This is a genomic window from Streptomyces sp. NBC_01451 (assembly GCF_036227485.1).
Taxonomy (GTDB): domain Bacteria; phylum Actinomycetota; class Actinomycetes; order Streptomycetales; family Streptomycetaceae; genus Streptomyces.
In genome coordinates this window covers 3,050,471-3,074,094 of sequence record NZ_CP109479.1, presented here as the reverse complement: position 1 = coordinate 3,074,094, position 23,624 = coordinate 3,050,471, and the positions used below count along the sequence as shown (strand labels likewise).

Sequence of the window (23,624 nt, the reverse complement as noted above, 5' to 3'; positions counted from 1 at the left end):
GGTCGCGGGAACGCGGTGAGGCCGGGGGTGAGGAGCAGTGGCTCCTCACTCCCGGCTTTTATTCGCTCGACACACGGCGCCGGGTCGGGGACGCTCGCACGCGGTATCCCTCACATGGCCTGGAGGCCTCGTTGTCTTTCCCGACGATCCACAACATCACCTTCGACACCACCGGTGACCCCTACGACCTCGGCCTGTTCTGGAGCGCGGTGTTCGGCCGCCCGCTGGCCGACGACGACAAGCCCGGTGACCCGGCGGCGGAGATCGAAGACCCGGACGGCGGGCCCAGGCTGCTGTTCATCCAGGTGCCGGAGGGCAAGTCGGTGAAGAACCGCCTGCACTTCGACCTACGACCGCACGGGCGCACCCGGGACGAGGAGGTCGAGCGGGTGGTGTCCCTCGGCGCCCGGGTCGTCGCGGACCACCGCAGGCCGGACGGCGGCGGGTGGGTGCTCATGGCCGACCCGGAGGGCAACGAGTTCTGTGTGGAGCGCGGGGAGCTGGGCTGACCGTCGGGGGGCGTTCAGCTCGGGTCGTTCCCGGCCTTCCCGTAACGGCGGAACGTGTGGGTCTGCACGGTCCAGGGGCCGACCGGCACCGCGTCACCGAAGATGTAGGGGTCCTTGCGCTCGTAGCGGCCCTTGCACGGGTCTGAATGCACCTCGATGGTGCCCGTGCGGGGATCGACGATCATGTAGTGGGCGATGCCCATCGCGGGGTACTCGGCCAGCTTCTCGCCGTAGTCGTTGTTCGGGTTGGACGGCGAGACGACTTCGATGACGGCCAGCACCTGGGTCGCGTCGACAGCGAGTCCCTCCTCGTCGAGGACCTCCTCGGGGATGACGACGGCATCGGGGCGACGCATACGGCTTATGGCTGGGTGCTCGATCTCGGGGCCGTTCTCGCAGACATAGCCGGGGTGCGTGTCGGGCAACTGGGCGTTGAGCTGGTTACGGATGCGCCGGACTGTGCCCTCGTGACGCTTCGACGGGCTCATCATGGCCAGGAAGGGGCCTGAAGGGCCGATCTCGACGTTCCAGGTCCCTTCGAGCTCTTCGGCGTAGGCCGTGAGCTCCTCGGCGATCGCGCGCATCTTCGCGTAGTCCATACCTAGAGGGTAGCGATCAGGCTCTCCCTGTCATCCGGGGTTCACGCCCACGTAGTCGGCGTGGTACTCCACGCGCTGCGCCGGCGTCAGATGGCAGGCCGCGCCATGGGCGGGCGTCCGGGGCAGGTAGGGGCGCCGGCTCGCGCAGTGGCCCTCCGGGGTCTGTTCGGTGAACGCGCAGCGCGGCTCGAAGCGGCAGCCCGGGAGCGGGTCGAGGAGTGACGGGGGAGTGCCCGGGATCGGCGACAGCGGCACGTCCACCGGGGCGCGCAGCGTCGGCATCGAGTCCAACAGGCCCCAGGTGTAAGGGTGTTCGGGCGTCCTCAGTACTTCGTTGCGGGTGCCTCGCTCCACCGCGCGGCCCGCGTACATCACCAGGATGTCGTCCGCCATACGGGAGATGACGCCGAGGTCGTGGGTGATGAAGACGATCGACGTGCCGAACTCCTGCTGGAGGTCCCTCAGCAGGTCCATGATCTGGGCCTGGACCGTGACGTCCAGGGACGTCGTCGGCTCGTCGGCGATCAGGAGTTCCGGGTCGCAGACCAACGCCATGGCGATCACCGCCCGTTGGCGCATACCACCGGAGAACTGGTGGGGGTAGTCGTCGGCCCGGAGCGCTGGCTGCGGGATGCCGACGCGCCTCAGCATTTCCACCGCGCGGGCCCGGGACTCCCGGCGGGACGCGCCCGTGTGCTTGGCGTACGTCTCCGCGATCTGGCGGCCCACGGTGTGGAACGGTGACAGGGACGCCAGCGCGTCCTGGAAGATCATCGCCATCCTGTTGCCGCGGAGCCTCTCCAGTTCCCGTTCCCGCGCCGTCAGCAGTTCCCTGCCGTCCAGCACGATCTCCCCGGCCAGCGTGGTCCGCGTACGGTCGTGCAGGCCCAGGATCGCCAGGTTCGTCACCGACTTGCCCGAGCCGGACTCGCCGACGATGCCCAGGGTCCGGCCGCGCTCCACGTCGAAGGACAGGCCGTCCACCGCCCGCACCACACCGTCGTCGGTGGCGAAGTGCACCTTCAGGTCCCGTACGGAGAGGAAGGGCTCGGCCGGCGGCGGGCCGGGCGGTGAGGTCATCAGGTCTCCCTACGCCAGCCTGATCCGCGGGTCGATCAGCGCGTACACCGCGTCCACGACGATGTTCGCCACGACGATCGCCGCCGCGGCCACCAGGACCACCCCCAGCAGCAGCGGCAGGTCGTTGTCCCGTACCGCCTTGATGGACAGGGCGCCGATGCCGTGCAGGCCGAAGGTCTCCTCGGTGATGATCGCGCCGCCGAGCAGATAGCCGATGTCGAGGCCCAGGATCGTGACGATCGGGCCCATGGCGCCCCGCCAGGCGAACCGGAAGAACACCGTGCGGCGGGACAGGCCCTTGGCGCGGGCCGTACGGACGTAGTCCTCGGCGAGGGTCTCCACGAGCTGGGAGCGGGTCATCCGGGTGTAGTTGGCGGTGAAGATGATCGCGAGGACGAACCAGGGCAGCAGCAGTCCCTTGAACCAGGCCACCGGGTCCTGGGTGAAGCCGACGCTGTCCTGGGGGCGGGGGAGGATGCCCCACTGGTCGGAGAGGTAGTACATGGCGACCACGCCGACGATGTAGATCTGCAGGGACGAGCCGATCAGCGAGAGCGACGACGCGATCTTGTCCAGGGGCCGGCCCTGCTTCACCGCCGCGAGCATGCCCGTGCCGACGCCGAGGACCACGAAGACCACCGTGCTGCCCAGGGCGAGGGAGAGCGTGGTGGGGAAGCGGTTGGTGATCAGACCGAGGACCGGCTCGTGGTTGGTGAAGGAGTAGCCGAGGCAGGGTGCCGCGCAGTGCCCGAGGCCCGTGTAGTCACGGCCCACGAACACGCCCGCCAGCCAGTGCCAGTACTGCACCGGCAGCGGTTCGTCGATGCCCAGGTTGCGCCTGACCAGCGCGAGCGTCTCCGGTGTGCAGAGCTTGCCGCAGGCGCTGCGGGCCGGGTCGCGCGGGGCGACGTAGAAGAGGACGAAGGTGATCGCGCTGATGACGAGGAGGATCATCAGCGCGCTGAGCGTCCGGCGGAGGATGAAGCGGAACATGGCGATCGGATTCCCTGGCGGAACCCCCGGCACCGGTCCCTGGTGGGTGGGACCGGTGCCGGAGTGGTCGGGTGGGAGGAGGGCGGGGGTATCGATGGACTCCGGTGCGGTAACGCGCCCCTTCAGGGGCGCGGGGAACTGCGCGACCAGCCCCCACCGGCCCGCAGCCGAAGAACCGCAGTTCCAGCTCTACTTCGCGTACAGCTTGTAAAGGACGAACGACGAGTTCAGGGGGTCGTACTCCGTGCCACCCACCTTGCTGCCGTACAGGTAGAAGCGGCGCTGGTACGTCTCCGGGATGATCGGCGCCTCCTTCTCCATGAGCTCCTTGTCCAGGGCCGCCCACGCCGCGTTGGCCTTCGTCGGGTCGGTGATCGCGGCGGCCTTGTCGATCGCCGCGTCGACCCAGTTCACCTTCAGCTGGGAGACGTTGTTGGCGCCGTTGGCGATGACCCGGCCGTCGAAGAGGGGCTGGAGCATGGTGTAGCCGGTGGGCCAGTCGGGGGACCAGCCGAACCACATCACGTCGAAGGAGTTGTCGATCTGCTGGATCTGGTCGTAGTAGCTGGTCGACTCCACCGGCTTGATCACCGGGTCGAAGCCCGCCGCCTTCAGGGCGTTGGCGATGACGACCTTCGTCTTCTCGTAGGCGTCGTTGCCGCCCTGCGGGTAGGTGTAGACGATCTTCTGGCCGAGCTTGCCGGCCTCCTTCAGCAGCGCCTTCGCCTTCGCGGTGTCGCCCTGCGGCTTCGCCAGCTTGCCGTAGATGTCGAACTTCACCCGGCCCGCCATGTCCGGGCCGAGGATCGTGGTCGCGTAGTCGCCGGCGGACGGGCCGCCGTAGATGGTCCGGATCTGCTGCAACGGCCAGGCGTAGTTGAGCGCCTGACGGACCTTCAGGTCGGTGATCCGCTTGCAGTTGATGGCGTAGTAGTACAGGCCGGTCAGCAGTCCGTCGACGGTACGGCTCTTCAGCGCGGGCGTCGTCAGCACCTTCTGGATGCGCTCGGCGGGCACCCCGCTGTACGCCATCACGGCGTACTGGTCGGTCCCGGAGTCCGCGATCAGCCGGTCGGTGCTCTGGAGCGCCTCGGGGCCGAACTCGAAGGCGAAGGAGTCCGGGTAGGCGTTGCGGATCGGGTCGGTCGCCGGGTCCCAGTGGGTGTTGCGGACCATCGTCAGCGACTTGTCGACGGAGTGCTGCGAGAGCCGGTAGGGCCCGCAGGAGAACGGGTCCTTGTCGTACTTCTCCTTGGTGTCGTGCTTGGCGGGCACCGCCCCGTACGACTGCATCGCCAGCGTCCAGTTGAGGTCGGGGCGGGCCGTCTTGAGGTGGAAGGTGATCGTCTTCTTCGCGGTGTCCGTGACGACCGAGTCGAGGTGCTTGCCGTCGTACGGGCCCTTGTAGACCGAGCGGAAGTCGTTGGTGCCGGTCAGCGCGGCCTGGAGGTAGGTGGCGCCCTCGGTGGTGAAGGAGGCGAAGCCGCGCTCGATGCCGTGCCGTACGTCCTCGACGGTCAGCTCGCTGCCGTCCTCCCACTTCAGTCCGTCCTTCAGGGTGAAGGTCCAGGTCCTGCCGCCGTCCGACATGGTGCCGGTGTCGGTGGCGAGGTCGCCGACGAGCTTCATCGCGCCGCCGTCGATGCGGTAGCCGGTCAGACAGCGGATGTAGAGGTTGCCGACCTCGGAGTTCCACGAGTAGTAGATGCGCTGCGGGTCGAGGTGCGAGAAGTCCTGCGGGCCGATCGGCCGGATCGTGCCGCCCTTCTTCGCCCCCGGGATCTCCGGCGAGGGCCCCGTGGAGTCCTCCTTGGTGCCGATGGTGACCGTCGCGAACTTGCCGGTCCCGGCCGCGTCGCCGCCCCCCGACGTACCGCCACCGCCTCCCCCTCCGCTGCTGCACGCGGACAGGACCATGGAGCCGCCGGCGGCTACGGATGTGGCGATGACGAAGTTTCTGCGGGAGAGAGACATGGGGTGTCCTGCCTGAATCAGGGAGAAGGGGTGTTTCCCGTGCGGGGGAGGAGGCCGGTGCTGCTGTTCAGCGCCTGGTCTTCGGGTCCAGTGCGTCGCGCACGGAGTCGCCGAGGAGGTTGAAGGCGATCACGAAGATCACCATCGACAGGCCGGGGAAGAGCATGTAGGTGATGTCGTTCTGGTAGACCTGCGCCCCGCGCTGGATCATCACGCCCCAGTCGGGCGTGGGGTCGCTGAGCCCGACCCCGAGGAAGGCGAGCGCCGCCTCGGTGGTGACGTACATGGGCAGCGCGAGGGTGGCCTGGATGAGGATCGGGGTCCACAGGTTGGGCAGCAGTTCCCGGAAGATGATCCGGGCCGGGGAGGCGCCGGTGACCTTGGCGGACTCGACGAACTCCCGTTCACGCAGGGCGAGTACCTCACCGCGCAGCAGCCGGGCGATGGGCGCCCAGCCGAACGCGGTCATCACGGAGATGAGGCTGACGACGGTCAGCCAGGTCGGGGTGTTCTCCTCCGGCGACACGAAGACGGAGATCATCACCGGCCAGAAGGCGATGAAGAACAGGGTGGAGGGGAACGCCAGCAGGATGTCGATGACCCGGCCGACGAAGCCGTCGATGCGCCCGCCCAGATAGCCGGCCGTGAGACCGACGGCGATGCCGAACAGGGTGACCAGCGCTGTCGTCACCGTGGCGATGAGCAGCGAGTTGCGGATGCCGTACAGCAGCAGGGTGAAGACGTCCCGGCCGAGCTGCGGCTCGACCCCGAACCAGAAGTCGCCGCTGATGCCGCCGTTGGGCCGGATCGGGAACCCGAACTCGTTGAGGAGACCGGTGCCGTTCTGGCCGTACGTCGTGTACGGGTCCTTGCCGTAGACCTTGGCGATCAGCGGGGCGCCGATGCCGGCCGCGAAGAACAGCACGACCACGACGGCCGAGACGACCCCGGTGCGGTCGCGCCGGAAACGCAGCCAGGCGATCCGCCCCGGCGAGCGGCCGGTGCCGCCGCGGGCCGGCGCGGATGGCGCCGGCGGCACGGCACCGGAATCGGCCGCCACCTGGGGTGCGGTGGCGGAAGGCATAGGCGAGGTCATGGTGCTCCAGGCCCGGAGTGGTGAAGGGCCCCGCGTACAGCAGAACAGCGGGCTGAATACGACTTTTCAGCGCGGGTTCAGTCGGCGTCAATGCTTCATTGACGCCTTTGATCTGGACTTTTGCCCTTTGACTCAGGGGTGGTGCGTCACTTGGGTCGGCTTTGGGCCGCCATGACCAAAGCGGGAGGTAAACCCGTACGGGCCGAGTAGACGTGCGGTATGGGTGCTGTGCACCGATATTTGCCGGTAACGGTACGGCGCACTGAACTGGAGGCACTCCATGCGTGGAGCCACGCACGCCCGATGGGCCGCATGCGCGGTGGCGGTCGCCCTCACGGCGACCGCCTGCGGGGGCGGTGACGACGACAGCGGCGGCGGCAGCGGCTCCGGCGACGGCTCCGGCATCCTCAGCTCGTCCTGGGGCGACCCGCAGAACCCGCTGGAGCCCGCCAACACCAACGAGGTGCAGGGCGGCAAGGTCCTCGACATGATCTTCCGCGGTCTGAAGCGGTACGACGCCAAGACCGGCAAGGCCGACAACATGATGGCCGAGAAGATCGAGACGACCGACTCGCAGAACTTCACCGTCACCATCAAGAACGGCTGGAAGTTCAGCAACGGCGAGGCCGTCACCGCCAAGTCGTTCGTCGACGCCTGGAACTACGGCGCCAGTCTGAAGAACAACCAGAAGAACGCCTACTTCTTCGGCTACATCGACGGCTACGACAAGACCCACCCCGAGGACGGCGGCAAGCAGACCGCCGACACGCTCTCCGGGCTCAAGGTGACCGGCACCAACACCTTCACCGTCAAGCTCAACCAGAAGTTCTCGACGTTCCCCGACACCCTCGGCTACGCGGCCTTCTCGCCGCTGCCCCAGGCCTTCTTCGACGATCACGCGGCCTGGGTGAGCAAGCCCGTCGGCAACGGCCCGTACTCGATCGACTCGTACACCAAGGGCTCGCAGATGTCCCTGCGCAAGTGGGACGCCTACTCCGGCCCGGACAAGGCCCAGAACGGCGGCGTCGACCTCAAGGTCTACACCGACAACAACACCGCCTACACCGACCTGATGGCCGGCAACCTCGACCTCGTCGACGACGTGCCCGCCGCCCAGCTGGGGAACGTCAAGAGCGACCTCGGCGACCGGTACATCAACACCCCCGCCGGCATCATCCAGACCCTCGCCTTCCCGTTCTACGACAAGGACTGGGACAAGCCCGGCATGGAGAAGGTCCGCACCGGGCTCTCCCGGGCGATCAACCGCGAGCAGATCACCGACACGATCTTCCAGAAGACCCGCACCCCCGCCACCGACTGGACCTCACCGGTCCTCGGCGAGGAGGGCGGCTTCAAGGAGGGCCTGTGCGGCGACGCCTGCGAGTACGACCCCGAGGAGGCCAAGAAGCTCATCGAGGAGGGCGGCGGGTTCCCCGGCGGACAGGTCAAGATCTCGTACAACGCGGACACCGGCTCGCACAAGCAGTGGGTCGACGCGGTCTGCAACAGCGTCAACAACGTGCTCGGCAATGACAAGGCCTGCGTCGGCAACCCCGTCGGCACCTTCGCCGACTACCGCAACCAGATCACCTCGTCGAAGATGTCGGGCCCCTTCCGGGCCGGCTGGCAGATGGACTACCCGCTCATCCAGAACTTCCTCCAGCCGCTCTACTACACCAACGCCTCCTCCAACGACGGCAAGTGGACCAGCAAGGAGTTCGACAAGCTCGTCGACGAGGCCAACGCGGAGACCGACCGCGCCAAGGCCGTCGAGCTGTTCCAGCAGGCCGAGGAGGTCCTGCGGGACGACATGGGCGCCATCCCGCTCTGGTACCAGAACGGCAGCGCCGGCTACTCGGAGCGCCTCTCGAACGTGGCACTGAACCCGTTCAGCCTGCCCGTGTACAGCGAGATCAAGGTCAGCTGACCGGCTGAGCCGTCGCGGGGCGGGCCTCTCGGAACCTCTTGGAGCGCCCGTCCCCACAACCTCCGGAGCCCTCATGGGACGGTATGTGATCCGGCGTCTGCTGCAGATGATCCCGGTCTTCATCGGCGCCACACTGTTGATCTTCCTGATGGTGAACGTGATGGGCGACCCCATCGCGGGCCTCTGCGGCGACCGGCAGTGCGACCCGGCCACGGCCGCCCAGCTCCGCAAGGAGTTCGGCCTCGACAAGCCCGTGTGGCAGCAATACCTGACCTACATGGGCAACGTCTTCACCGGCGACTTCGGCACCGCCTTCAACGGCCAGAAGGTCACCGAGCTGATGTCGACGGCGTTCCCCGTCACCATCCGGCTCACCATCGTGGCGGTGGTCTTCGAGGTCGTCATCGGCATCACCCTGGGCGTGGTCACGGGCCTGCGCCGGGGCAGGCCCGTCGACACCGGCGTCCTGCTGGTCACCCTGGTCGTCATCTCGGTGCCGACCTTCGTCACCGGTCTGCTCCTCCAGCTCCTGCTGGGCGTCGAGTGGGGCTGGATCAAGCCATCGGTGTCGACGGACGCCCCCTTCGACGAACTGATCGTGCCGGGCCTGGTCCTGGCCTCGGTCTCACTGGCCTACGTGACCCGACTCACGAGGACCTCGATCGCGGAGAACAGACGCTCCGACTACGTCCGTACGGCGGTCGCCAAGGGTCTGCCCAGGCGCCGGGTGATCACCCGCCACCTGCTGCGCAACTCCCTGATCCCCGTGGTCACCTTCATCGGTACGGACGTCGGCGCGCTGATGGGCGGGGCGATCGTCACCGAGCGGATCTTCAACATCCACGGCGTCGGCTACCAGCTCTATCAGGGCATCCTCCGCCAGAACACCCAGACGGTCGTCGGCTTCGTGACCGTCCTCGTCCTCGTCTTCCTGGTCGCCAACCTGCTCGTCGACCTCCTGTACGCCGTACTCGACCCGAGGATCCGCTATGCCTGAACCCCAGTCCACGGGCGACACGGGCGCACCCGAGGGCGCCATCGCCGCGACCGGCATGGGCGGCGCCATGGACCTCGCCGCGAGCGAGGCGGAGACCCTGGAGAAGGGCCCGGGGGCCGGGCGGGGCGGAGACCCGGCCGACAAGCCCCGCTCCCTCTGGTCCGACGCCTGGCAGGACCTGCGCCGCAACCCGGTCTTCCTGATCTCCGCGCTCGTCATCCTCTTCCTGGTCGTCATCTCGATCTGGCCCTCGCTGATCGCCTCCGGCAACCCCCTGAAGTGCGATCTCACCAACGCCCAGAAGAGCTCGGGCCCCGGCCACCCCTTCGGCTACGACGGCCAGGGCTGCGACGTCTACACGCGCACGGTCTACGGCGCCCGTACGTCCGTCACGGTCGGCGTCTGCGCCACGCTCGGGGTCGCGGTCCTCGGGTCGGTCCTCGGCGGGCTCGCCGGGTTCTTCGGCGGGATCTGGGACTCGGTGCTGTCCCGCATCACCGACGTCTTCTTCGCGATCCCGGTCGTCCTCGGCGGTCTGGTCCTGCTCTCCGTGGTGACCAGCTCGACGGTCTGGCCGGTCATCGGGTTCATGGTGCTCCTCGGCTGGCCGCAGATCTCCCGGATCGCCCGCGGCTCGGTCATCACCGCCAAACAGAACGACTACGTCCAGGCCGCCCGCGCCCTCGGCGCCTCCAACTCCCGCATGCTGCTGCGCCACATCGCGCCCAACGCCGTGGCGCCCGTGATCGTCGTGGCGACCATCGCGCTCGGCACGTACATCGCCCTGGAGGCCACCCTGTCGTACCTGGGCGTCGGTCTGAAGCCGCCCACGGTCTCCTGGGGCATCGACATCAGCGCGGCCTCCCTCTACGTCCGCAACGCCCCGCACGCCCTCCTGTGGCCCTCCGGAGCGCTCGCGGTCACCGTGCTCGCGTTCATCATGCTCGGCGACGCGGTGCGCGACGCCCTCGACCCGAAGCTGAGGTGACCGGCGCCATGCTCCTCGAAGTACGCGACCTCCACGTGGAGTTCAGAACCCGGGACGGGGTCGCCAAGGCCGTCAACGGCGTCACCTACGCCGTGGACGAGGGCGAGACCCTCGCCGTGCTCGGCGAGTCCGGCTCCGGCAAGTCGGTGACGGCCCAGGCGGTCATGGGCATCCTCGACACGCCCCCCGGCAAGATCACCGGCGGCGAGATCCTCTTCCAGGGCGAGGACCTGCTCACCTTCAAGGAGGAGGACCGCCGCAAGGTCCGGGGCGCGAAGATGGCGATGATCTTCCAGGACGCCCTGTCCTCCCTCAACCCGGTCCTCTCCGTCGGCGAACAGCTCGGCGAGATGTTCACGGTCCACCGCGGAATGTCCCGGAAGGACGCCAGGACCAAGGCGGTCGAGCTGATGGACCGCGTCCGCATCCCGGCCGCCGCCCAGCGTGTACGGGACTATCCGCACCAGTTCTCCGGAGGCATGCGCCAGCGCATCATGATCGCCATGGCGCTGGCCCTGGAACCGGCCCTGATCATCGCCGACGAACCGACGACGGCTCTCGACGTCACCGTCCAGGCCCAGGTCATGGACCTGCTCGCGGAGTTGCAGCGCGAGCTGAACATGGGCCTGATCCTCATCACCCACGACCTCGGGGTCGTCGCGGACGTCGCCGACCGGATCGCCGTCATGTACGCGGGCCGGATCGTCGAGTCGGCGCCGGTCCACGACATCTACAAGGCGCCCGCCCACCCGTACACCAAGGGCCTGCTGGAGTCGATCCCGCGCCTCGACCAGAAGGGCCGCGAGCTGTACGCCATCAAGGGCCTCCCGCCGAACCTGATGAACATCCCGCCGGGCTGCGCCTTCAACCCGCGCTGCCCGATGGCCCAGGACATCTGCCGCACGGACGTACCCCCGCTCGCCGAGGTGGACTCGGCGGACGGGGTCCGCAGGAGCGCCTGCTTCTTCTGGAAGGAGACGCTCGATGCCCGCAACCACTGAGCCCGTCGCGGCCACTGAGCCGGTTCTCGATCCGATTCTCGAAGTGACCGGGCTGGTCAAGCACTACCCGCTCACCCAGGGCATCCTCTTCAAGAAGCAGGTGGGCGCCGTCCGGGCGGTCGACGGAGTCGACTTCGCGCTCGGCGCCGGCGAAACCCTGGGCATCGTGGGCGAGTCGGGCTGCGGCAAGTCGACGGTCGCCAAGATGCTGGTCAACCTGGAGAAGCCGACCGCCGGGACGATTCTGTACAAGGGCGAGGACATCACCAGGATGTCCGGCAAGGCGCTGAAGGCCGTACGCCGCAACATCCAGATGGTCTTCCAGGACCCGTACACCTCCCTCAACCCCCGGATGACGGTCGGCGACATCATCGGGGAGCCCTACGAGATCCATCCCGAGGTCGCGCCCAAGGGCGACCGGCGCCGGAAGGTCCAGGACCTGCTGGACGTGGTCGGCCTCAACCCCGAGTACATCAACCGCTATCCGCACCAGTTCTCCGGCGGCCAGCGTCAACGCATCGGTATCGCGCGGGGGTTGGCGCTGCGTCCCGAGATCATCGTGGCCGACGAGCCGGTGTCGGCGCTCGACGTCTCGGTGCAGGCGCAGGTGATCAACCTCCTGGACCGGCTCCAGAGCGAGTTCGCCCTCTCGTACGTCTTCATCGCCCACGACCTGTCGATCGTGCGGCACATCTCGGACCGGGTCGGGGTGATGTACCTCGGCCGGATCGTGGAGACGGGCCGCGACGCCGAGATCTACGACCATCCGACGCACCCCTACACCCAGGCGCTCCTCTCCGCCGTGCCCGTCCCCGACCCCGAGGCCCGTGAACACCGGGAGCGCATCATCCTCACCGGTGACGTGCCCTCCCCGGCCAACCCGCCCTCCGGCTGCCGCTTCCGCACCCGCTGCTGGAAGGCCCGGGAACGGTGCGCCCTGGAGGTTCCGCTGCTGGCGGTCCCCGCGGAGTTCCGGCTGACGACGGGTCCGGCGGCGCATGCCTCGGCCTGCCATTTCGCGGAGGAGAAGCATGTCGTACCCACGGCGGAACCCCCGGACGATCTTGTTGACGGGGTGAAATAAGCGCATAAGTATGCACGAAACGCGTTAACACGCAGGCAACTTGGCCGACCCGGTCTCGATATATGGACGGTCCACTCTGAACGACGTACGGCCGTGCGGGTGCCGTAAACGGGCCGGGGCTCGCCATGTAGCCCCGGCCCGTTGCCGTGCCCGCACGACACCCGCACGAGGCCTACGCCGGTCCCAACGCCCGCTTCAGGAAGTCCACCTGAAGCAGCAGCAGGTTCTCGGCGACCTGTTCCTGCGGGGTCATGTGCGTGACGCCGGACAGCGGGAGCACCTCGTGCGGGCGGCCCGCGGCCAGCAGGGCCGAGGAGAGCCGCAGCGCGTGCGCGAAGACCACGTTGTCGTCGGCGGTGCCGTGGACGACCATCAGCGGCCGGTGCGGCTCGGCGGGTGACGAGAGGCCTTCGTCACCGACGAGCGAGCTGTTCGCGTACGCCTCCGGAGCCGCCGCCGGGTCGCCGAGGTACCGCTCCGTGTAGTGCGTGTCGTACAGCCGCCAGTCCGTCACCGGGGCGCCCGCGATACCCGCGTGGAAGACGTCCGGGCGCCGCAGCACCGCGAGACCCGCGAGCCAGCCGCCGTACGACCAGCCCCGGATCGCCACCCGGGAGAGGTCGAGCGGGTGGCGCTCGGCGAGGTCGAGCAGGGCGTCGACCTGGTCGTCCAGCGACACCGTGAAGTCCCCGTGGACGGCTTTCTCCCAGGCGGGCGACCGCCCCGGCGTGCCCCGTCCGTCGGCCACGACCACCGCGAAACCCTGGTCGGCGAACCACTGCGAGGTGAGGTGCGCGTTGTGCGCGGCGACCACACGGGGGCCGTGCGGACCACCGTAGGGGTCCATGAGGACAGGGAGGGGAGTGACGCCGTCGTAGTCGGTGGGCATAAGCAGGGCGCATGGAATTCGGCGTGCGCCCCCCTCGGTGAAGGTCACGCGCGGGGACAAACCGGGGTCTTCGGCGTACGAGGTGACGGTCGCCACCTGCTTCCCGTCCCGCAGCACCTGCACCTGGGCCCCCGGCCGGTCCGGCACCGCCGACACGAGCACGGTCACGCCCCCGGCGCGAACCGCCGAGTGCACGCCAGGCTCTTGCGAGACGCGCTCCAATCCGAGCTCATTCACTCGGTAGACGTGAATTTCGCCGATCTCGGAACCGACCGCGGCCTCACCTGCCGACGCCGACACGAGCACGTCGTCGGCCGTGACGTCCAGCACCGCCCGGATGTGCAACTGGGCGCCTGTCAGGGGCCGTTCGCCGACCGCCAGCACCCTGGCGCCGCCCTCGTCGGCGATGCGCACGAGCTGTCCGGACGGGCTCCAGCAGGGCACACCGGGGAAAAGATCCAGCCAATGTGGATCTTCTTCCGCGTGCACCATCCGGGTCACCCCGGTGTCCGGGTCGACGGCCAGGAAAAGCTGCCCGCGCTGATCCCGCGACTGCACCAGAATCAGCGGCGCACCCGCCCCTGACCAGTGCACACGTGCCAGATAGGGGTACTTCTTCCGATCCCAGACGACCTCGGTGCGCACCCCCTCAAGGGTGAGTACGAAGAGCCGGACGTCCGCGTTCGGGGTGCCCGCCGCCGGATACCCGACCCGCTGCGGCTCGCGTTCCGGATGCGCCGGATCGGCGATCCACCAGCGGTTCACGGGCGCGTCGTCGGCCCTCGCGACCAGCAGCCGGTCGGACTCCGGGGACCACCAGAAGCCGCGCGACCTGGCCATCTCCTCGGCCGCGATGAACTCGGCCAGCCCGTACGTCACCGTCTCCGACTCGGGCTCCGCCAGGACACGGGCCCACTCGCCGGCCAGGTCGGTGAGGCACAGGGCGCCGTCCGCGACGTACGCGACGAGCCGTCCGTCGGGGGAGGGGCGCGGGTCGATCACCTGCCCCCGGGCGGGGATCTCGCGCACCGTCCCGGCCCGCAGTTCGGCCACGAAAAGCCGCCCGGACAAGGCGAATGCGGCCAGTTCGACGGCCGAATCGGTGGCGTAACCGACGATCCCGGCGCCGCCCTCACGGCTGCGCTCCCGACGCGCGCGCTCCTCGGCGGACAGGTTCTCGTCGGCCCCGCCGAGAAGCACGAACGGGTCGGCGGCGACCCTCTCCGAGCCCTCGGCCGGGGGGACCCCCGTCCCGCTTCGCCCGCCGCCCTCCGGGAGGTCGAGCACCCACAGCTTGTTCGCCCGGTCGTCACCGGCGGAGGACCGCAGGTAGGCGACCCGCGAACCGTCGGGCGCCACGGTGAAGGCACGAGGCGCGCCGAGCGTGAATCGCTGGGTGCGGGCGTGCCGACGGGGGAAGGACACAGGCTCGGTCGTCATGCCTCGACCATATTGGCCATGCGCCCCCTTGTGCGGCCGTGCGCCGACCGATGCGCGCGGGCGAATAGTTATGATCACTGGCGGCAAGTGGGTATGAACCTGCTGGCCACTGTATGGATTTCCTGCCCCCATAGTCCGACCCCCGGTCCCTGGGCCCTTTGGAGGTGAGCCGCCGTGGCGCTCTCGATTTCGGCGGTAGTGCTGCTGGCGATCATCGTCTTCTTGCTGATCAAGAAGTCGGGTCTCAAGGGAGGGCATGCGGTGGTGTGCATGCTGCTGGGGTTCTACATGGCCTCATCGACCTTCGCCCCGACGATCAGCGACCTGACGACAAGCATCGCGGGCATGATCGGCGACCTGAAGTTCTGACCGGCGTCTGCTGAGCAGCGCCGGTGGGTGGGCTCCGGAAGGTTGATGGCCGGAGCCCGACCCCGGTGACGTGTTCCGCGTCACTCGGCCCGCCCACGACCGTAAGCTTGACGGAATTGGGTCAAGCGAAGGTCGAGGCGGGGGCGCGTGGACGGACACAACGCTGACGATCGGCTCCGTGAGCTGGCGAAGGCATCACCCAACTTCGGGCGCCTGTACGGGTATCAGCCGCTCCTGGCGATCTACGGGTCGCAGGCGGAACTCACCGTCCTGACCAACCCGAACGCCGCGTACGTCAGCGCCGGGCAGTTCGCCGAGGTCCTGGCCGAGGAGTTCGTCACCCGGACCGGTACGCGCGTCGAGGGCACCCGGCAGGTCGACCGCCTCAACGCGCTGACCCGGGAGGGCGTGCTCGTTGGCTGGAGCCGTGGCGCCTTCGACAAGTTGCGCCGGGGCCGTAACGACGCCGCGCACAATCATCTCTTCGATACGACGAAGGCGCTCGAAGCGCTGGAGCTGTGCTGGCAGCTGGGCGATCTCTTCGACCGTGCCATGGGCGGGACGCGGACCGTCGCCGCGTTCGTCCCGCCGACGCTCCCGGTCGAGATGCCGGCCGCCGACCCCGAGGAGATCGCCGAACTCCAGAAGGCGTTGCAGGGGCACCGCAGTGCGCTTGCCGAGTCGCGGATCAAGCTGTCGGAGACCAGCGACCGCCTGGAGGCCGCACGTAGGGCCCGCGCCGAGTCCGAGGCTCTCATCGCCCGCGCCGAGCAGACCAGGGCCGCGGACGCCGCCCGGATCGAAGAGTTGACGGCTCAGGTCGCCGAGCTGCGTGTCACGCACCAGCAGCGGTACGACCGTGAGCGCCTCCGGCCCCGCAAGGTCGCCTCCGCCGCCCGGGACGCCATCGTGGAGCGCGCCCAGCGCCCCGCGCCGCTCAACGAGGTCCAGGCGCGTGTGAGGATCGACGCGATGCTCTCCGACGCGGGCTGGCTGATCCAGGACAAGACGGACGCCAACCCGCTGGCGGGCAGGGGAGTCGCCATCCGCGAGTTCACCGTCGCCACAGGCCGTGCCGACTACGTCCTGTACGTCGACGGCCGGATCGTCGGCGTCATCGAGGCCAAGCGCGAGGGAACACCGCTCGCCGGAGCCCTCGCCCAGAACGAGCGGTACGCGGCGGGCGTGCTCAAGGAACACGCGATGGCCGTATGGCGCCGCGAGGAGCCCTTCGCCTTCCGCTACGCCACCACGGGCACGGAGACGTATTTCGTCAACCGTGTCGACCCTGACGCCCGCTCCCGCGAAGTCTTCGCCTTCCACCGCCCCGAGACCCTCGCCGCCTGGATGAGGACGTCCGACGAGAACCCGGAATCGCCCACCTTCCGGGCAGCCCTGCGCACGAGCATGCCGCTCCTGGAGACGCACGGTCTACGGATGGCCCAGGTCGACGCCATCACGGGCCTGGAAGGCTCTCTGGCCGCAGACCGCCCCCGTGCCCTGATCCAGATGGCGACGGGAGCGGGCAAGACCTTCACGGCGGTCACCGAGACCTACCGCCTGCTGCGTCACGCGGGCGCCCGCCGGGTTCTATTCCTCGTTGACCGCAACAACCTCGGCCGCCAGGCACACGCGGAGTTCGACAAGTACCGCACACCGGACGAGAACCGGAAGCTCACGGACCTCTACAACGTCGACATGCTGGGCCGGGGCGGGATCCAGGAGACGTCCTCCGTGGTGATCTCCACGATTCAGCGGATGTACGCCCTCCTCAAGGGCGAGGCGATCACGGACGAGCCGGGGGCTGCGGACCGGGAAGACGGTAAGGACAGCGAGGAAAACGCTGAGGGCGGTGGGAACACCGGGATCGCGACGACCTCGACCCCGGCGACTTCCACCTCGGCCCTGGACGAGACCTACGAGGCGGACGAGCCGATCACGGTCGAGTACAACCCGGACATCCCGATCGAGTCCTTCGACGTGATCGTGATCGACGAGTGCCACCGTTCCATCTACGGCCTGTGGCGCGGAGTCCTGGAGTACTTCGACGCCCACCTCGTCGGCCTCACGGCCACGCCCACCCGCCAGACCAAAGGCTTCTTCGACAACAACCAGGTCTCGCAGTACACGTACGAGCAGGCCGTGGCCGACGGCGTCAACGTCGACTTCGACATCGTTCGCCTCAACACCGACCTGCGCGAGGACGGCGGTGCGAAGATCGAGGCTGGCACGACCGTCCGCATCCGCGACCGGCAGACGCGCGCCCAGCGCTACGAGGAACTCGACGAGGACTTCACCTACACGACCTCGCAGCTCGGCCGCACGGTGATCTCCGAGGACGAGATCCGGGCCGTCCTGACGACGTACAAGAACAACTGGCAGCGCTGGTTCCCGGGCCGTGCCGACCTCCCCAAGACCCTCGTCTTCGCGGCTGGCGACGACCACGCGGAAGAGGTGCTCAAGCAGGTCAAGGAGATCTTCGGCCGGGGCGACGAGTTCGCGAAGAAGATCACCTATCGGTCGCGCGAGAACGGGGACGACCCCGACTCGCTCATCAACGATCTGCGCAACTCGCCCAGGCTGCGCGTCGCGGTGACGGTCGACATGATCGCCACGGGCACAGACGTGAAGCCCCTCGAATGCGTGATATTCCTCCGCGCGGTGAAGAGCCCGGTGCTCTTCGAGCAGATGAAGGGCCGGGGCGCCCGTTCCATCGACGCGGACGAGCTGAAGGCGGTTACGCCGGAGGCGGCGCCGGACCTGGCCAAGGACCGGTTCGTACTGATCGACGCGGTGGGCGTCACCGACTCGCCTCTTGTGGACGCCAGGCCGCTGATCCCGGCGGGGGAGCAGCGAGGCGTGTCGCTGGCGAAGCTACTCGACAAGGCCGGCACGCTGTCGTTGACGGCAGACGAGGCGGAGACGCTGGGGCGTCGGCTGGCCCGCATCGACCGTCAGCTCGGGCAGGAGGAGAGAGGACTGCTGACGCAGACGTCCGGGGGAGCCTCTCTGGCTGACATCGCCCGTCGTATCGCCGACGCGGTGGACGTCGACACCCAGGACCGAGCCCGGCATGAGGGTGGTTCCGAACTCGCCCGGAAACTGGTCCAGGACGCGGTGTCCCCGCTGACCTCCCGGCCGGAGCTGCGCAAGCTGATCCTGGAGATCCGCCACCAGCAGGACCTGACGTACGACGAGACGACAGAGGTGCGGATAACTGCACTGACGGAGGTCCCGCGAGAAGAACGGGCCCGCAAGGAGCTCGCCGAGTGGAACACGCTCCTCACGAAGGAGCAGCGGGACGAGAACGCGGCGATCAGGGTCGCGCTGGGAAGTGGTACGCGCCGGTTCACTCCGCGCGAGGCACGGGACGCACTGAAGGAACTCGCGGGCAGGATCCGGGCGACGAATCGTTCCTGGACGACAGGTGTCCTCTGGGACCACTACGACCAACTCGGCAAGGCCGCCGCGAGCCCGGGCAAGGAGGCTGGACTCGGCGACCTCCTGCGGCTCATCCGCTTCGAGCTCGGCGCCGACGACGAGCTGCGCCCGTACCGTACGGTGGTCGAGGAGCGCTTCGAGGGCTGGCTGATGCGGCAGCAACAAGCGGGCGTGGAGTTCACGGAGGACCAGCTGTGGTGGCTGGACCGCATCAAGAACGCCATCGCCGCCGACATCGGCATCGAGCCGGGAGACTTCGGACACGCGCCTTTCTCCGAGCGCGGCGGAGGCCGAGGCTTCATGAAGGCGTTCGGGGACAAGGACAAGGCGTTGGAACTGTTGGCTGAGCTGAATCAGGAACTGGCTTGAGCGTGAGTATGGATGGGGAGCGGGAACTTCCGGCGGGGTGGGCTTGGGCTGAGCTGGGGGACATTGCTGATACGGCGCTCGGCAAGATGTTGGACAGGAAGCAGTCCACTGGCCTGAATCCAACGCCATACCTGCGCAACATCAATGTCCAGTGGGGCAGGATTGATACTGGCGATCTACTGACGATGGACATCGAACCGGACGAGATTGGTCGGTTCACGGTGGCGAAGGGCGATCTGGTCGTCTGCGAAGGTGGAGAGATCGGCCGGTGCGCCATCTGGAATGCGGATGAGCCGATCGCTTACCAGAAGGCGTTGCATCGTGTGCGTCCGTCGTGGGCGCTGGATACCAAGTATCTTCGCTACTACCTTGAATATGCGGCTATTTCCGGACGGCTGACGCGGTTTGCGACCGGCAGCACCATCAAGCATCTGCCGCAGCAGCGGATCCGTGAGATTCCGGTTCCCTTGCCGCCGCTCGTGGAGCAGCATCGCATTGTCGAGGCCCTCGAAGAGCAGTTGTCTCGGCTTGAAGCGGCTGAGGGGAGTGTTCGCGGAGCTCTGAAACGCATCAGCCGCCTACTCGACAAGGCCACCGACTTCATGGCTGGCGTCTCCCTGAAGCCTGACGAACCAGCCGCGCCGTTTCCTGCCGTGACCAACTCGATTGACGGGGAGCTTCCCAGAATCCCCTCGGGCTGGCAGTGGATGCGCCTCGGGGATTTGGCCGAGGTGGTCGGCGGGGTGACGAAGGACGCGAAGAAGCAATCCGATCCGCAGTTCCCCGAGGTGCCGTACCTTCGCGTCGCGAATGTCCAGCGCGGTCACCTTGAACTCGACCACATCGCGATGATCCGAGTCCCGCAGAAGAAGGCGGATCAACTGCGGTTGAAATCCGGAGACGTGCTGATGAACGAGGGAGGTGACCGCGACAAGCTGGGCAGGGGATGGATCTGGCAGGGACAGGTTCCTGACGTAATTCATCAGAACCATGTTTTCAGGGCCAGGATTCATCAAGATCTACTCAAACCGGAACTATTGTCGTGGTATGCGAATGGCGCGGCGAAGTGGTTTGAGGTCAATGGTAAGCAGAGTACGAACCTTGCTTCCATCAGCCTGACCAAGATTAAGAACCTCCCGGTTCCTGTGCCTCCACAGGCTGAGCAGCAGGGAATGGTAGAGCGAATCGAAGTGCGCCTTGTCCAACTGAGGCATGCCCGAGAGGCGAGCGAGCAAGTGCTGAGGCGAGGCAGGGCACTGCGCAACGCTCTCCTGCGTAAGGCATTCGAAGGGGGGCTCGTGCACCAAGACGTGCATGACGAACCCGCTGCGGATCTGCTCGCCCGCATCACCGCCGAGCGTGCTGCCCAACCGGCGGCCAGGCGTTCCCGCCGGGCCACGGCCAAGATGCCTTCCCAGGTTCCCGCCCCCGAGCCAACCTCCGCCCCCGCCCTCGCCGTACAGCAGGAGTTCGACCTGTGACCGCCCCAGCAGACGTCCCGCAGCCCGCAACAGAGCCCGCCGAGAAGGCCAAGGCCGTCGCCCAGACGAACACCCTGGTCTCCAAGCTCTGGAACTACTGCAACGTCCTCCGCGACAACGGCATGTCCACCATCGAGTACGTCGAGCAGCTCTCGTACCTGCTCTTCCTCAAGATGGTGGACGAGATTCAGAGCGACCCCTGGGGCGGCCAGGACATGAGCGGGATCGTTCCCGCCGAGTACAACTGGCAGTCACTCGTGGGCAAGCGTGGTGTCGAGTTGGAGAAGCACTACACCGACACTCTCGAACACCTGGGCCGCCACCCCAAGACCACCATCGGAACGATTTTCGACGGCGCCCAGAATCGCATCACCAAGCCCGCCCTCTTGGAGAAGCTGGTCGTTGAGCTGATCGGCCGGGAGGAGTGGACTCTCCAGGGTGCGGACCTCAAGGGCGACGCCTACGAGGGGCTGCTGAACAAGGGGGCCTCGGATACCAAGACCGGCGCCGGCCAGTACTTCACGCCCCGCGCGCTCATCGACGCGATGGTCGACGTCACTCAGCCCGGTCCTGACGACACCGTCACCGACCCGGCCTGCGGTACCGGCGGCTTCCTCATCGCGGCTCACTCCTACATCCGCGACCACCACATGAAGAAAATGTCGCTGGACGAGCGGATGGCCTACGACAGTGGCCGCAAGATCTGGGGCAACGAACTCGTCACTGGCACCGCCCGCCTCGCTGCGATGAACATGCTCCTCCATGGCATCGGCAAGAGCGACGGGCCCAGTCTTATCAGCGTCGGCGACGCGCTCGCCGAGAAGCCCAGCGGACGGCATGCCACCCTCGTCCTCGCCAACCCTCCCTTCGGCCGCAAGTCCGCAATCACCGTGATCGGCCAGGACGGCGATGTCGAGAAGGAGGACATTCAGTACGACCGTGACGACTTCACCGCGACGACCACGAACAAGCAGCTGAACTTCCTGCAACACATCATGTCGCTCACGGCAGTTGGTGGACGCGCCGCTGTCGTCCTGCCCGACAACGTCCTCTTCGAGGGCGGGGCCGGTGAAAAGGTCCGGCGCAAGCTGCTCGACGAGTTCGACCTCCACACCATCCTGCGCCTGCCGACAGGCATCTTCTACGCCGGTGGCGTGAAGGCCAACGTCCTCTTCTTCGACAAGAAGCCCCCGCGCGCCGACGGCAAGCCGCACACCATCGAGACCTGGATCTACGACTTCCGCGTCGGCCAGCACTTCACGCTCAAACAGCGCCCCCTCACCCGAGCTCACCTAGACGACTTTGTGGCGGCTTACCGCGTCGGCGAGCCCAGGTCCTCCCGCGTCGAGTCCGAGGACGACAACGGGCCGTTCAGGAAGTTCAGTTACGAGGATTTGATCGCTCGCGACAAGGTCAACCTCGACATCACCTGGATGAAGGATCCGGCCCTTGACGACGCCGACAGCGGTCTGGCGCCCGAGGTGATCGCAGAGGAGATCGTCCGCGACCTTCAGGCCGCCCTGAACGAGTTCACGGCCATCGCCCGCTCCCTGGGCGCCGAGGTCGATGTACCGGAGGCGGAGATCGAGTAGACCGAGCCTTCGGCCTTGAGAGGGGATGAGTGGAGCCAGATCGCGCGCGATAGTCACCCGTGCCATTCAAGGGACCGGCTCTTGAACGACTCGTCTTCCGCGTGCGCGGGCGTCCTGGGTCGTGACGAGCAGCGTCGAATGGAGAACGCGCATGAGTAAACGGCACGCAGAAACACGGCCACCGCTCATCCCGCAGCCGCTGAGCACCCGCGACGCCCTGCGTCAGGCAGTCAACCAGGTGGTGCTCGCCAGGCTTCCCGTGTTCGACCGTGACCTTGGTGAAGCCTCCGAGCATGCCATCCAGCTCTCGTCGATCACACCGATGCGGCTGTTCCTGGAGAAGTGGGCAACGCTCGTCGCCATCGAGCGCCACCCCGAGCAGGCGCGCATGATGCGCGAGGCCGAGCGGACCATCGCCGATCCGAGCGCCCCGGAGGACGCTTTCCGCAAGGCCCAGGCAGCTGTCACTCGCATACTCGACACGGCAGCTGAGGAGGCCGGAGTCGCTTTGTGGTGAACGAACGGCAAGGCATTGAGGATGACATCACAGGCTGGGCTTGAGAGCCCGATCCGAACGCCTGGGAGGCCGGGCTCGCCGTGCCCACGCGGCGAGTCGGTTAGCGTCCGGTCGAGTACGGCACGAAAGCGGTCCAAGTGGCAGGGGTGAAGGCCAGATGGGGGCCGTCCACGACGATCTTGGAATCACGTACGTGGATGGTGCCGGGAGTGGTGGCGATCTCGACGCATGAGTCGCCGTCTGGACCGCTGCTGTAGCTGCTCTTGAACCACGCCAGTTCGGAGGCGTCCCCGGCGGAGGTCTTGCGGATCATGTTTCTCCCAGCAGTTGTTCGATGAGGGTCAGTGACTCCCCCGGTGGGAGAGCCAGTGCCCGAATGGTGCCAAACCGCAGCTCAAGGATCCTCAGCTGCTTCGGTTCGTAAATCGGGCGGCCGTTGAACGCGCCGTCGGAGCGCCCAACCGCCGTGCCGTCCGCGAACTTCAGCAACTCAATCCTGCCACCCATACCGGGGTGGGGTGCACTGTCCATCGGCATCACCTGAAGCGTGACGTTGCGCAACCGTCCCATCTCTAGCAGGCGTTCGAACTGCTGTCGTCGCTCCATTGTGCCTCCGACTCGGCGTCGGAGCGTTGCTTCTTCCTGGACGAAGTTGAGGGCGGGGGCGGGGTCACGGTCGAAGATCGACTGGCGGGCCATACGAGCCGACACGCGACGTTCCATCTCCTCTTTTGAGTACGACGGTTGCCACACCTCGAACAATGCTCGCGCATGCTCAGGCGTCTGCAACAGGCCGACGATGTTGCTGCACTCGTATACCCCGACCTCCACCGCCTTCGCCTCCATCTTCGCGATGGCCCGTACCTTCTTCGGGTACCGGACCTTCTCCAAGTCCTCGTTCATCGCGGAGAGCAGCCCGCCCGCCCCCAGCAGCTCGTCGGCCTTCACCATGTACTCGGGCCGGGGGATGCGCTTCCCGCCTTCGATCTTGTAGACGATGTCCTCGCCGTACCCGAGCGCCCTGCCGAAGTCGGCGGCCCGCATCCCCGCTGCCTCGCGCCGCAGCTTCAACTGACGTCCGACGGTCGCCACGACCGCCACACCCCACTCGTCGTCCGGGTCCACCTCCCAACCCGGCTCGTCCGCCTCACCCTTGAGCTGCCCCGCGTCACTGTCCACGCTCATGCCCGCGCCCCTCCGTCGTACCGCGCTGTACTGCCCCGCCCCTACCCGTACGCCCCGTCCCGACAGCCCGGACACGACCGGACAAGCTCCGGA

At 67.5% G+C, this 23,624-nt stretch carries 19 protein-coding genes; 11 read left to right on the top strand and 8 right to left on the bottom strand.

Going from position 1 to position 23,624, the window contains the following annotated elements; all coding sequences use genetic code 11:
- Window positions 1-131: 131 nt before the first annotated feature.
- The gene (locus OG595_RS13030; protein ID WP_329271357.1) at window positions 132-509 is read left to right on the top strand and encodes a VOC family protein; all 378 of its coding nucleotides are present in this window, start codon (window positions 132-134) and stop codon (window positions 507-509) included.
- Window positions 510-523: 14 nt separating this feature from the next.
- Here the strand turns inward: OG595_RS13030 and OG595_RS13025 are convergent, their stop codons facing one another.
- The 5 genes from OG595_RS13025 to OG595_RS13005 form a co-directional block, all read right to left on the bottom strand.
- The gene (locus tag OG595_RS13025) at window positions 524-1,108 is read right to left on the bottom strand and encodes a Uma2 family endonuclease (protein ID WP_329271355.1); all 585 of its coding nucleotides are present in this window, start codon (window positions 1,106-1,108) and stop codon (window positions 524-526) included.
- Window positions 1,109-1,138: 30 nt separating this feature from the next.
- On the bottom strand, window positions 1,139-2,188 hold the full coding sequence (locus OG595_RS13020; protein WP_329271353.1) for an ABC transporter ATP-binding protein: 1,050 nt from the start codon (window positions 2,186-2,188) through the stop codon (window positions 1,139-1,141).
- A 9-nt stretch (window positions 2,189-2,197) separates the two neighbouring features.
- Complete coding sequence (locus OG595_RS13015) at window positions 2,198-3,181, bottom strand: ABC transporter permease (RefSeq protein WP_329271351.1); 984 nt, start codon at window positions 3,179-3,181, stop codon at window positions 2,198-2,200.
- Between the two features lie 189 nt (window positions 3,182-3,370).
- Window positions 3,371-5,155: an ABC transporter substrate-binding protein gene (locus OG595_RS13010; protein WP_329271349.1), complete on the bottom strand. Its 1,785-nt coding sequence runs from the start codon at window positions 5,153-5,155 to the stop codon at window positions 3,371-3,373.
- Between the two features lie 67 nt (window positions 5,156-5,222).
- Window positions 5,223-6,239: an ABC transporter permease gene (locus OG595_RS13005; protein ID WP_329271347.1), complete on the bottom strand. Its 1,017-nt coding sequence runs from the start codon at window positions 6,237-6,239 to the stop codon at window positions 5,223-5,225.
- Window positions 6,240-6,531: 292 nt separating this feature from the next.
- Here OG595_RS13005 and OG595_RS13000 point away from each other — a divergent pair, with 292 nt between their 5' ends.
- From OG595_RS13000 to OG595_RS12980, 5 genes are all read left to right on the top strand, one after another.
- The gene (locus tag OG595_RS13000; protein ID WP_329271344.1) at window positions 6,532-8,178 is read left to right on the top strand and encodes a peptide ABC transporter substrate-binding protein; all 1,647 of its coding nucleotides are present in this window, start codon (window positions 6,532-6,534) and stop codon (window positions 8,176-8,178) included.
- A 73-nt stretch (window positions 8,179-8,251) separates the two neighbouring features.
- On the top strand, window positions 8,252-9,175 hold the full coding sequence (locus tag OG595_RS12995) for an ABC transporter permease (RefSeq protein ID WP_329271341.1): 924 nt from the start codon (window positions 8,252-8,254) through the stop codon (window positions 9,173-9,175).
- The gene (locus OG595_RS12990) at window positions 9,168-10,163 is read left to right on the top strand and encodes an ABC transporter permease (RefSeq protein ID WP_329271339.1); all 996 of its coding nucleotides are present in this window, start codon (window positions 9,168-9,170) and stop codon (window positions 10,161-10,163) included. The genes OG595_RS12995 and OG595_RS12990 overlap by 8 nt, the downstream gene beginning before the upstream one ends.
- A gap of 8 nt (window positions 10,164-10,171) precedes the next feature.
- Window positions 10,172-11,164, top strand: coding sequence for an ABC transporter ATP-binding protein (locus OG595_RS12985; RefSeq protein WP_329271337.1), 993 nt, complete (start codon window positions 10,172-10,174; stop codon window positions 11,162-11,164).
- The gene (locus OG595_RS12980) at window positions 11,148-12,248 is read left to right on the top strand and encodes an ABC transporter ATP-binding protein (protein ID WP_329271335.1); all 1,101 of its coding nucleotides are present in this window, start codon (window positions 11,148-11,150) and stop codon (window positions 12,246-12,248) included. The genes OG595_RS12985 and OG595_RS12980 overlap by 17 nt, the downstream gene beginning before the upstream one ends.
- 172 nt (window positions 12,249-12,420) lie before the next feature.
- Here the strand turns inward: OG595_RS12980 and OG595_RS12975 are convergent, their stop codons facing one another.
- Window positions 12,421-14,577: a S9 family peptidase gene (locus tag OG595_RS12975; RefSeq protein ID WP_329271334.1), complete on the bottom strand. Its 2,157-nt coding sequence runs from the start codon at window positions 14,575-14,577 to the stop codon at window positions 12,421-12,423.
- Window positions 14,578-14,751: 174 nt separating this feature from the next.
- Between OG595_RS12975 and OG595_RS12970 the strand changes: the two genes are divergently transcribed.
- From OG595_RS12970 to OG595_RS12950, 5 genes are all read left to right on the top strand, one after another.
- Window positions 14,752-14,946, top strand: a complete 195-nt coding sequence (locus OG595_RS12970) for a hypothetical protein (protein WP_006375723.1) — start codon at window positions 14,752-14,754, stop codon at window positions 14,944-14,946.
- Window positions 14,947-15,093: 147 nt separating this feature from the next.
- Window positions 15,094-18,756 (top strand): type I restriction endonuclease subunit R, encoded by a 3,663-nt coding sequence (locus OG595_RS12965; protein WP_329271331.1) that lies wholly within the window; start codon window positions 15,094-15,096, stop codon window positions 18,754-18,756.
- A 2-nt stretch (window positions 18,757-18,758) separates the two neighbouring features.
- Window positions 18,759-20,237, top strand: a complete 1,479-nt coding sequence (locus OG595_RS12960; RefSeq protein ID WP_329282848.1) for a restriction endonuclease subunit S — start codon at window positions 18,759-18,761, stop codon at window positions 20,235-20,237.
- Window positions 20,234-21,829, top strand: coding sequence for a type I restriction-modification system subunit M (locus tag OG595_RS12955; RefSeq protein ID WP_329271330.1), 1,596 nt, complete (start codon window positions 20,234-20,236; stop codon window positions 21,827-21,829). Before OG595_RS12960 ends, OG595_RS12955 begins: the two co-directional genes overlap by 4 nt.
- Window positions 21,830-21,980: 151 nt before the next feature.
- Window positions 21,981-22,346: a hypothetical protein gene (locus OG595_RS12950; RefSeq protein ID WP_329271328.1), complete on the top strand. Its 366-nt coding sequence runs from the start codon at window positions 21,981-21,983 to the stop codon at window positions 22,344-22,346.
- A 100-nt stretch (window positions 22,347-22,446) separates the two neighbouring features.
- On the opposite strand, the gene OG595_RS12945 is transcribed toward OG595_RS12950, so the two are convergent.
- Both OG595_RS12945 and OG595_RS12940 read right to left on the bottom strand, forming a co-directional pair.
- Window positions 22,447-22,659, bottom strand: coding sequence for a DUF397 domain-containing protein (locus OG595_RS12945; protein ID WP_329271325.1), 213 nt, complete (start codon window positions 22,657-22,659; stop codon window positions 22,447-22,449).
- Window positions 22,656-23,531 carry a helix-turn-helix domain-containing protein gene (locus OG595_RS12940; RefSeq protein WP_329271323.1) on the bottom strand — a complete coding sequence of 292 codons (876 nt, stop codon included), beginning with the start codon at window positions 23,529-23,531 and terminating at the stop codon, window positions 22,656-22,658. Before OG595_RS12940 ends, OG595_RS12945 begins: the two co-directional genes overlap by 4 nt.
- Window positions 23,532-23,624 lie beyond the last annotated feature (93 nt).

What these genes read in the sequence shown, in the direction of transcription:
- OG595_RS13025 (WP_329271355.1), bottom strand. Translation starts at nt 1,108, where the DNA reads ATGGACTACGCGAAGATGCGCGCGATCGCCGAGGAGCTCACGGCCTAC.
- OG595_RS13020 (WP_329271353.1), bottom strand. Translation starts at nt 2,188, where the DNA reads ATGACCTCACCGCCCGGCCCGCCGCCGGCCGAGCCCTTCCTCTCCGTA.
- OG595_RS13015 (WP_329271351.1), bottom strand. Translation starts at nt 3,181, where the DNA reads ATGTTCCGCTTCATCCTCCGCCGGACGCTCAGCGCGCTGATGATCCTC.
- OG595_RS13010 (WP_329271349.1), bottom strand. Translation starts at nt 5,155, where the DNA reads ATGTCTCTCTCCCGCAGAAACTTCGTCATCGCCACATCCGTAGCCGCC.
- OG595_RS13005 (WP_329271347.1), bottom strand. Translation starts at nt 6,239, where the DNA reads ATGCCTTCCGCCACCGCACCCCAGGTGGCGGCCGATTCCGGTGCCGTG.
- OG595_RS13000 (WP_329271344.1), top strand. Translation starts at nt 6,532, where the DNA reads ATGCGTGGAGCCACGCACGCCCGATGGGCCGCATGCGCGGTGGCGGTC.
- OG595_RS12995 (WP_329271341.1), top strand. Translation starts at nt 8,252, where the DNA reads ATGGGACGGTATGTGATCCGGCGTCTGCTGCAGATGATCCCGGTCTTC.
- OG595_RS12990 (WP_329271339.1), top strand. Translation starts at nt 9,168, where the DNA reads ATGCCTGAACCCCAGTCCACGGGCGACACGGGCGCACCCGAGGGCGCC.
- OG595_RS12985 (WP_329271337.1), top strand. Translation starts at nt 10,172, where the DNA reads ATGCTCCTCGAAGTACGCGACCTCCACGTGGAGTTCAGAACCCGGGAC.
- OG595_RS12980 (WP_329271335.1), top strand. Translation starts at nt 11,148, where the DNA reads ATGCCCGCAACCACTGAGCCCGTCGCGGCCACTGAGCCGGTTCTCGAT.
- OG595_RS12975 (WP_329271334.1), bottom strand. Translation starts at nt 14,577, where the DNA reads ATGACGACCGAGCCTGTGTCCTTCCCCCGTCGGCACGCCCGCACCCAG.
- OG595_RS12950 (WP_329271328.1), top strand. Translation starts at nt 21,981, where the DNA reads ATGAGTAAACGGCACGCAGAAACACGGCCACCGCTCATCCCGCAGCCG.
- OG595_RS12945 (WP_329271325.1), bottom strand. Translation starts at nt 22,659, where the DNA reads ATGATCCGCAAGACCTCCGCCGGGGACGCCTCCGAACTGGCGTGGTTC.
- OG595_RS12940 (WP_329271323.1), bottom strand. Translation starts at nt 23,531, where the DNA reads ATGAGCGTGGACAGTGACGCGGGGCAGCTCAAGGGTGAGGCGGACGAG.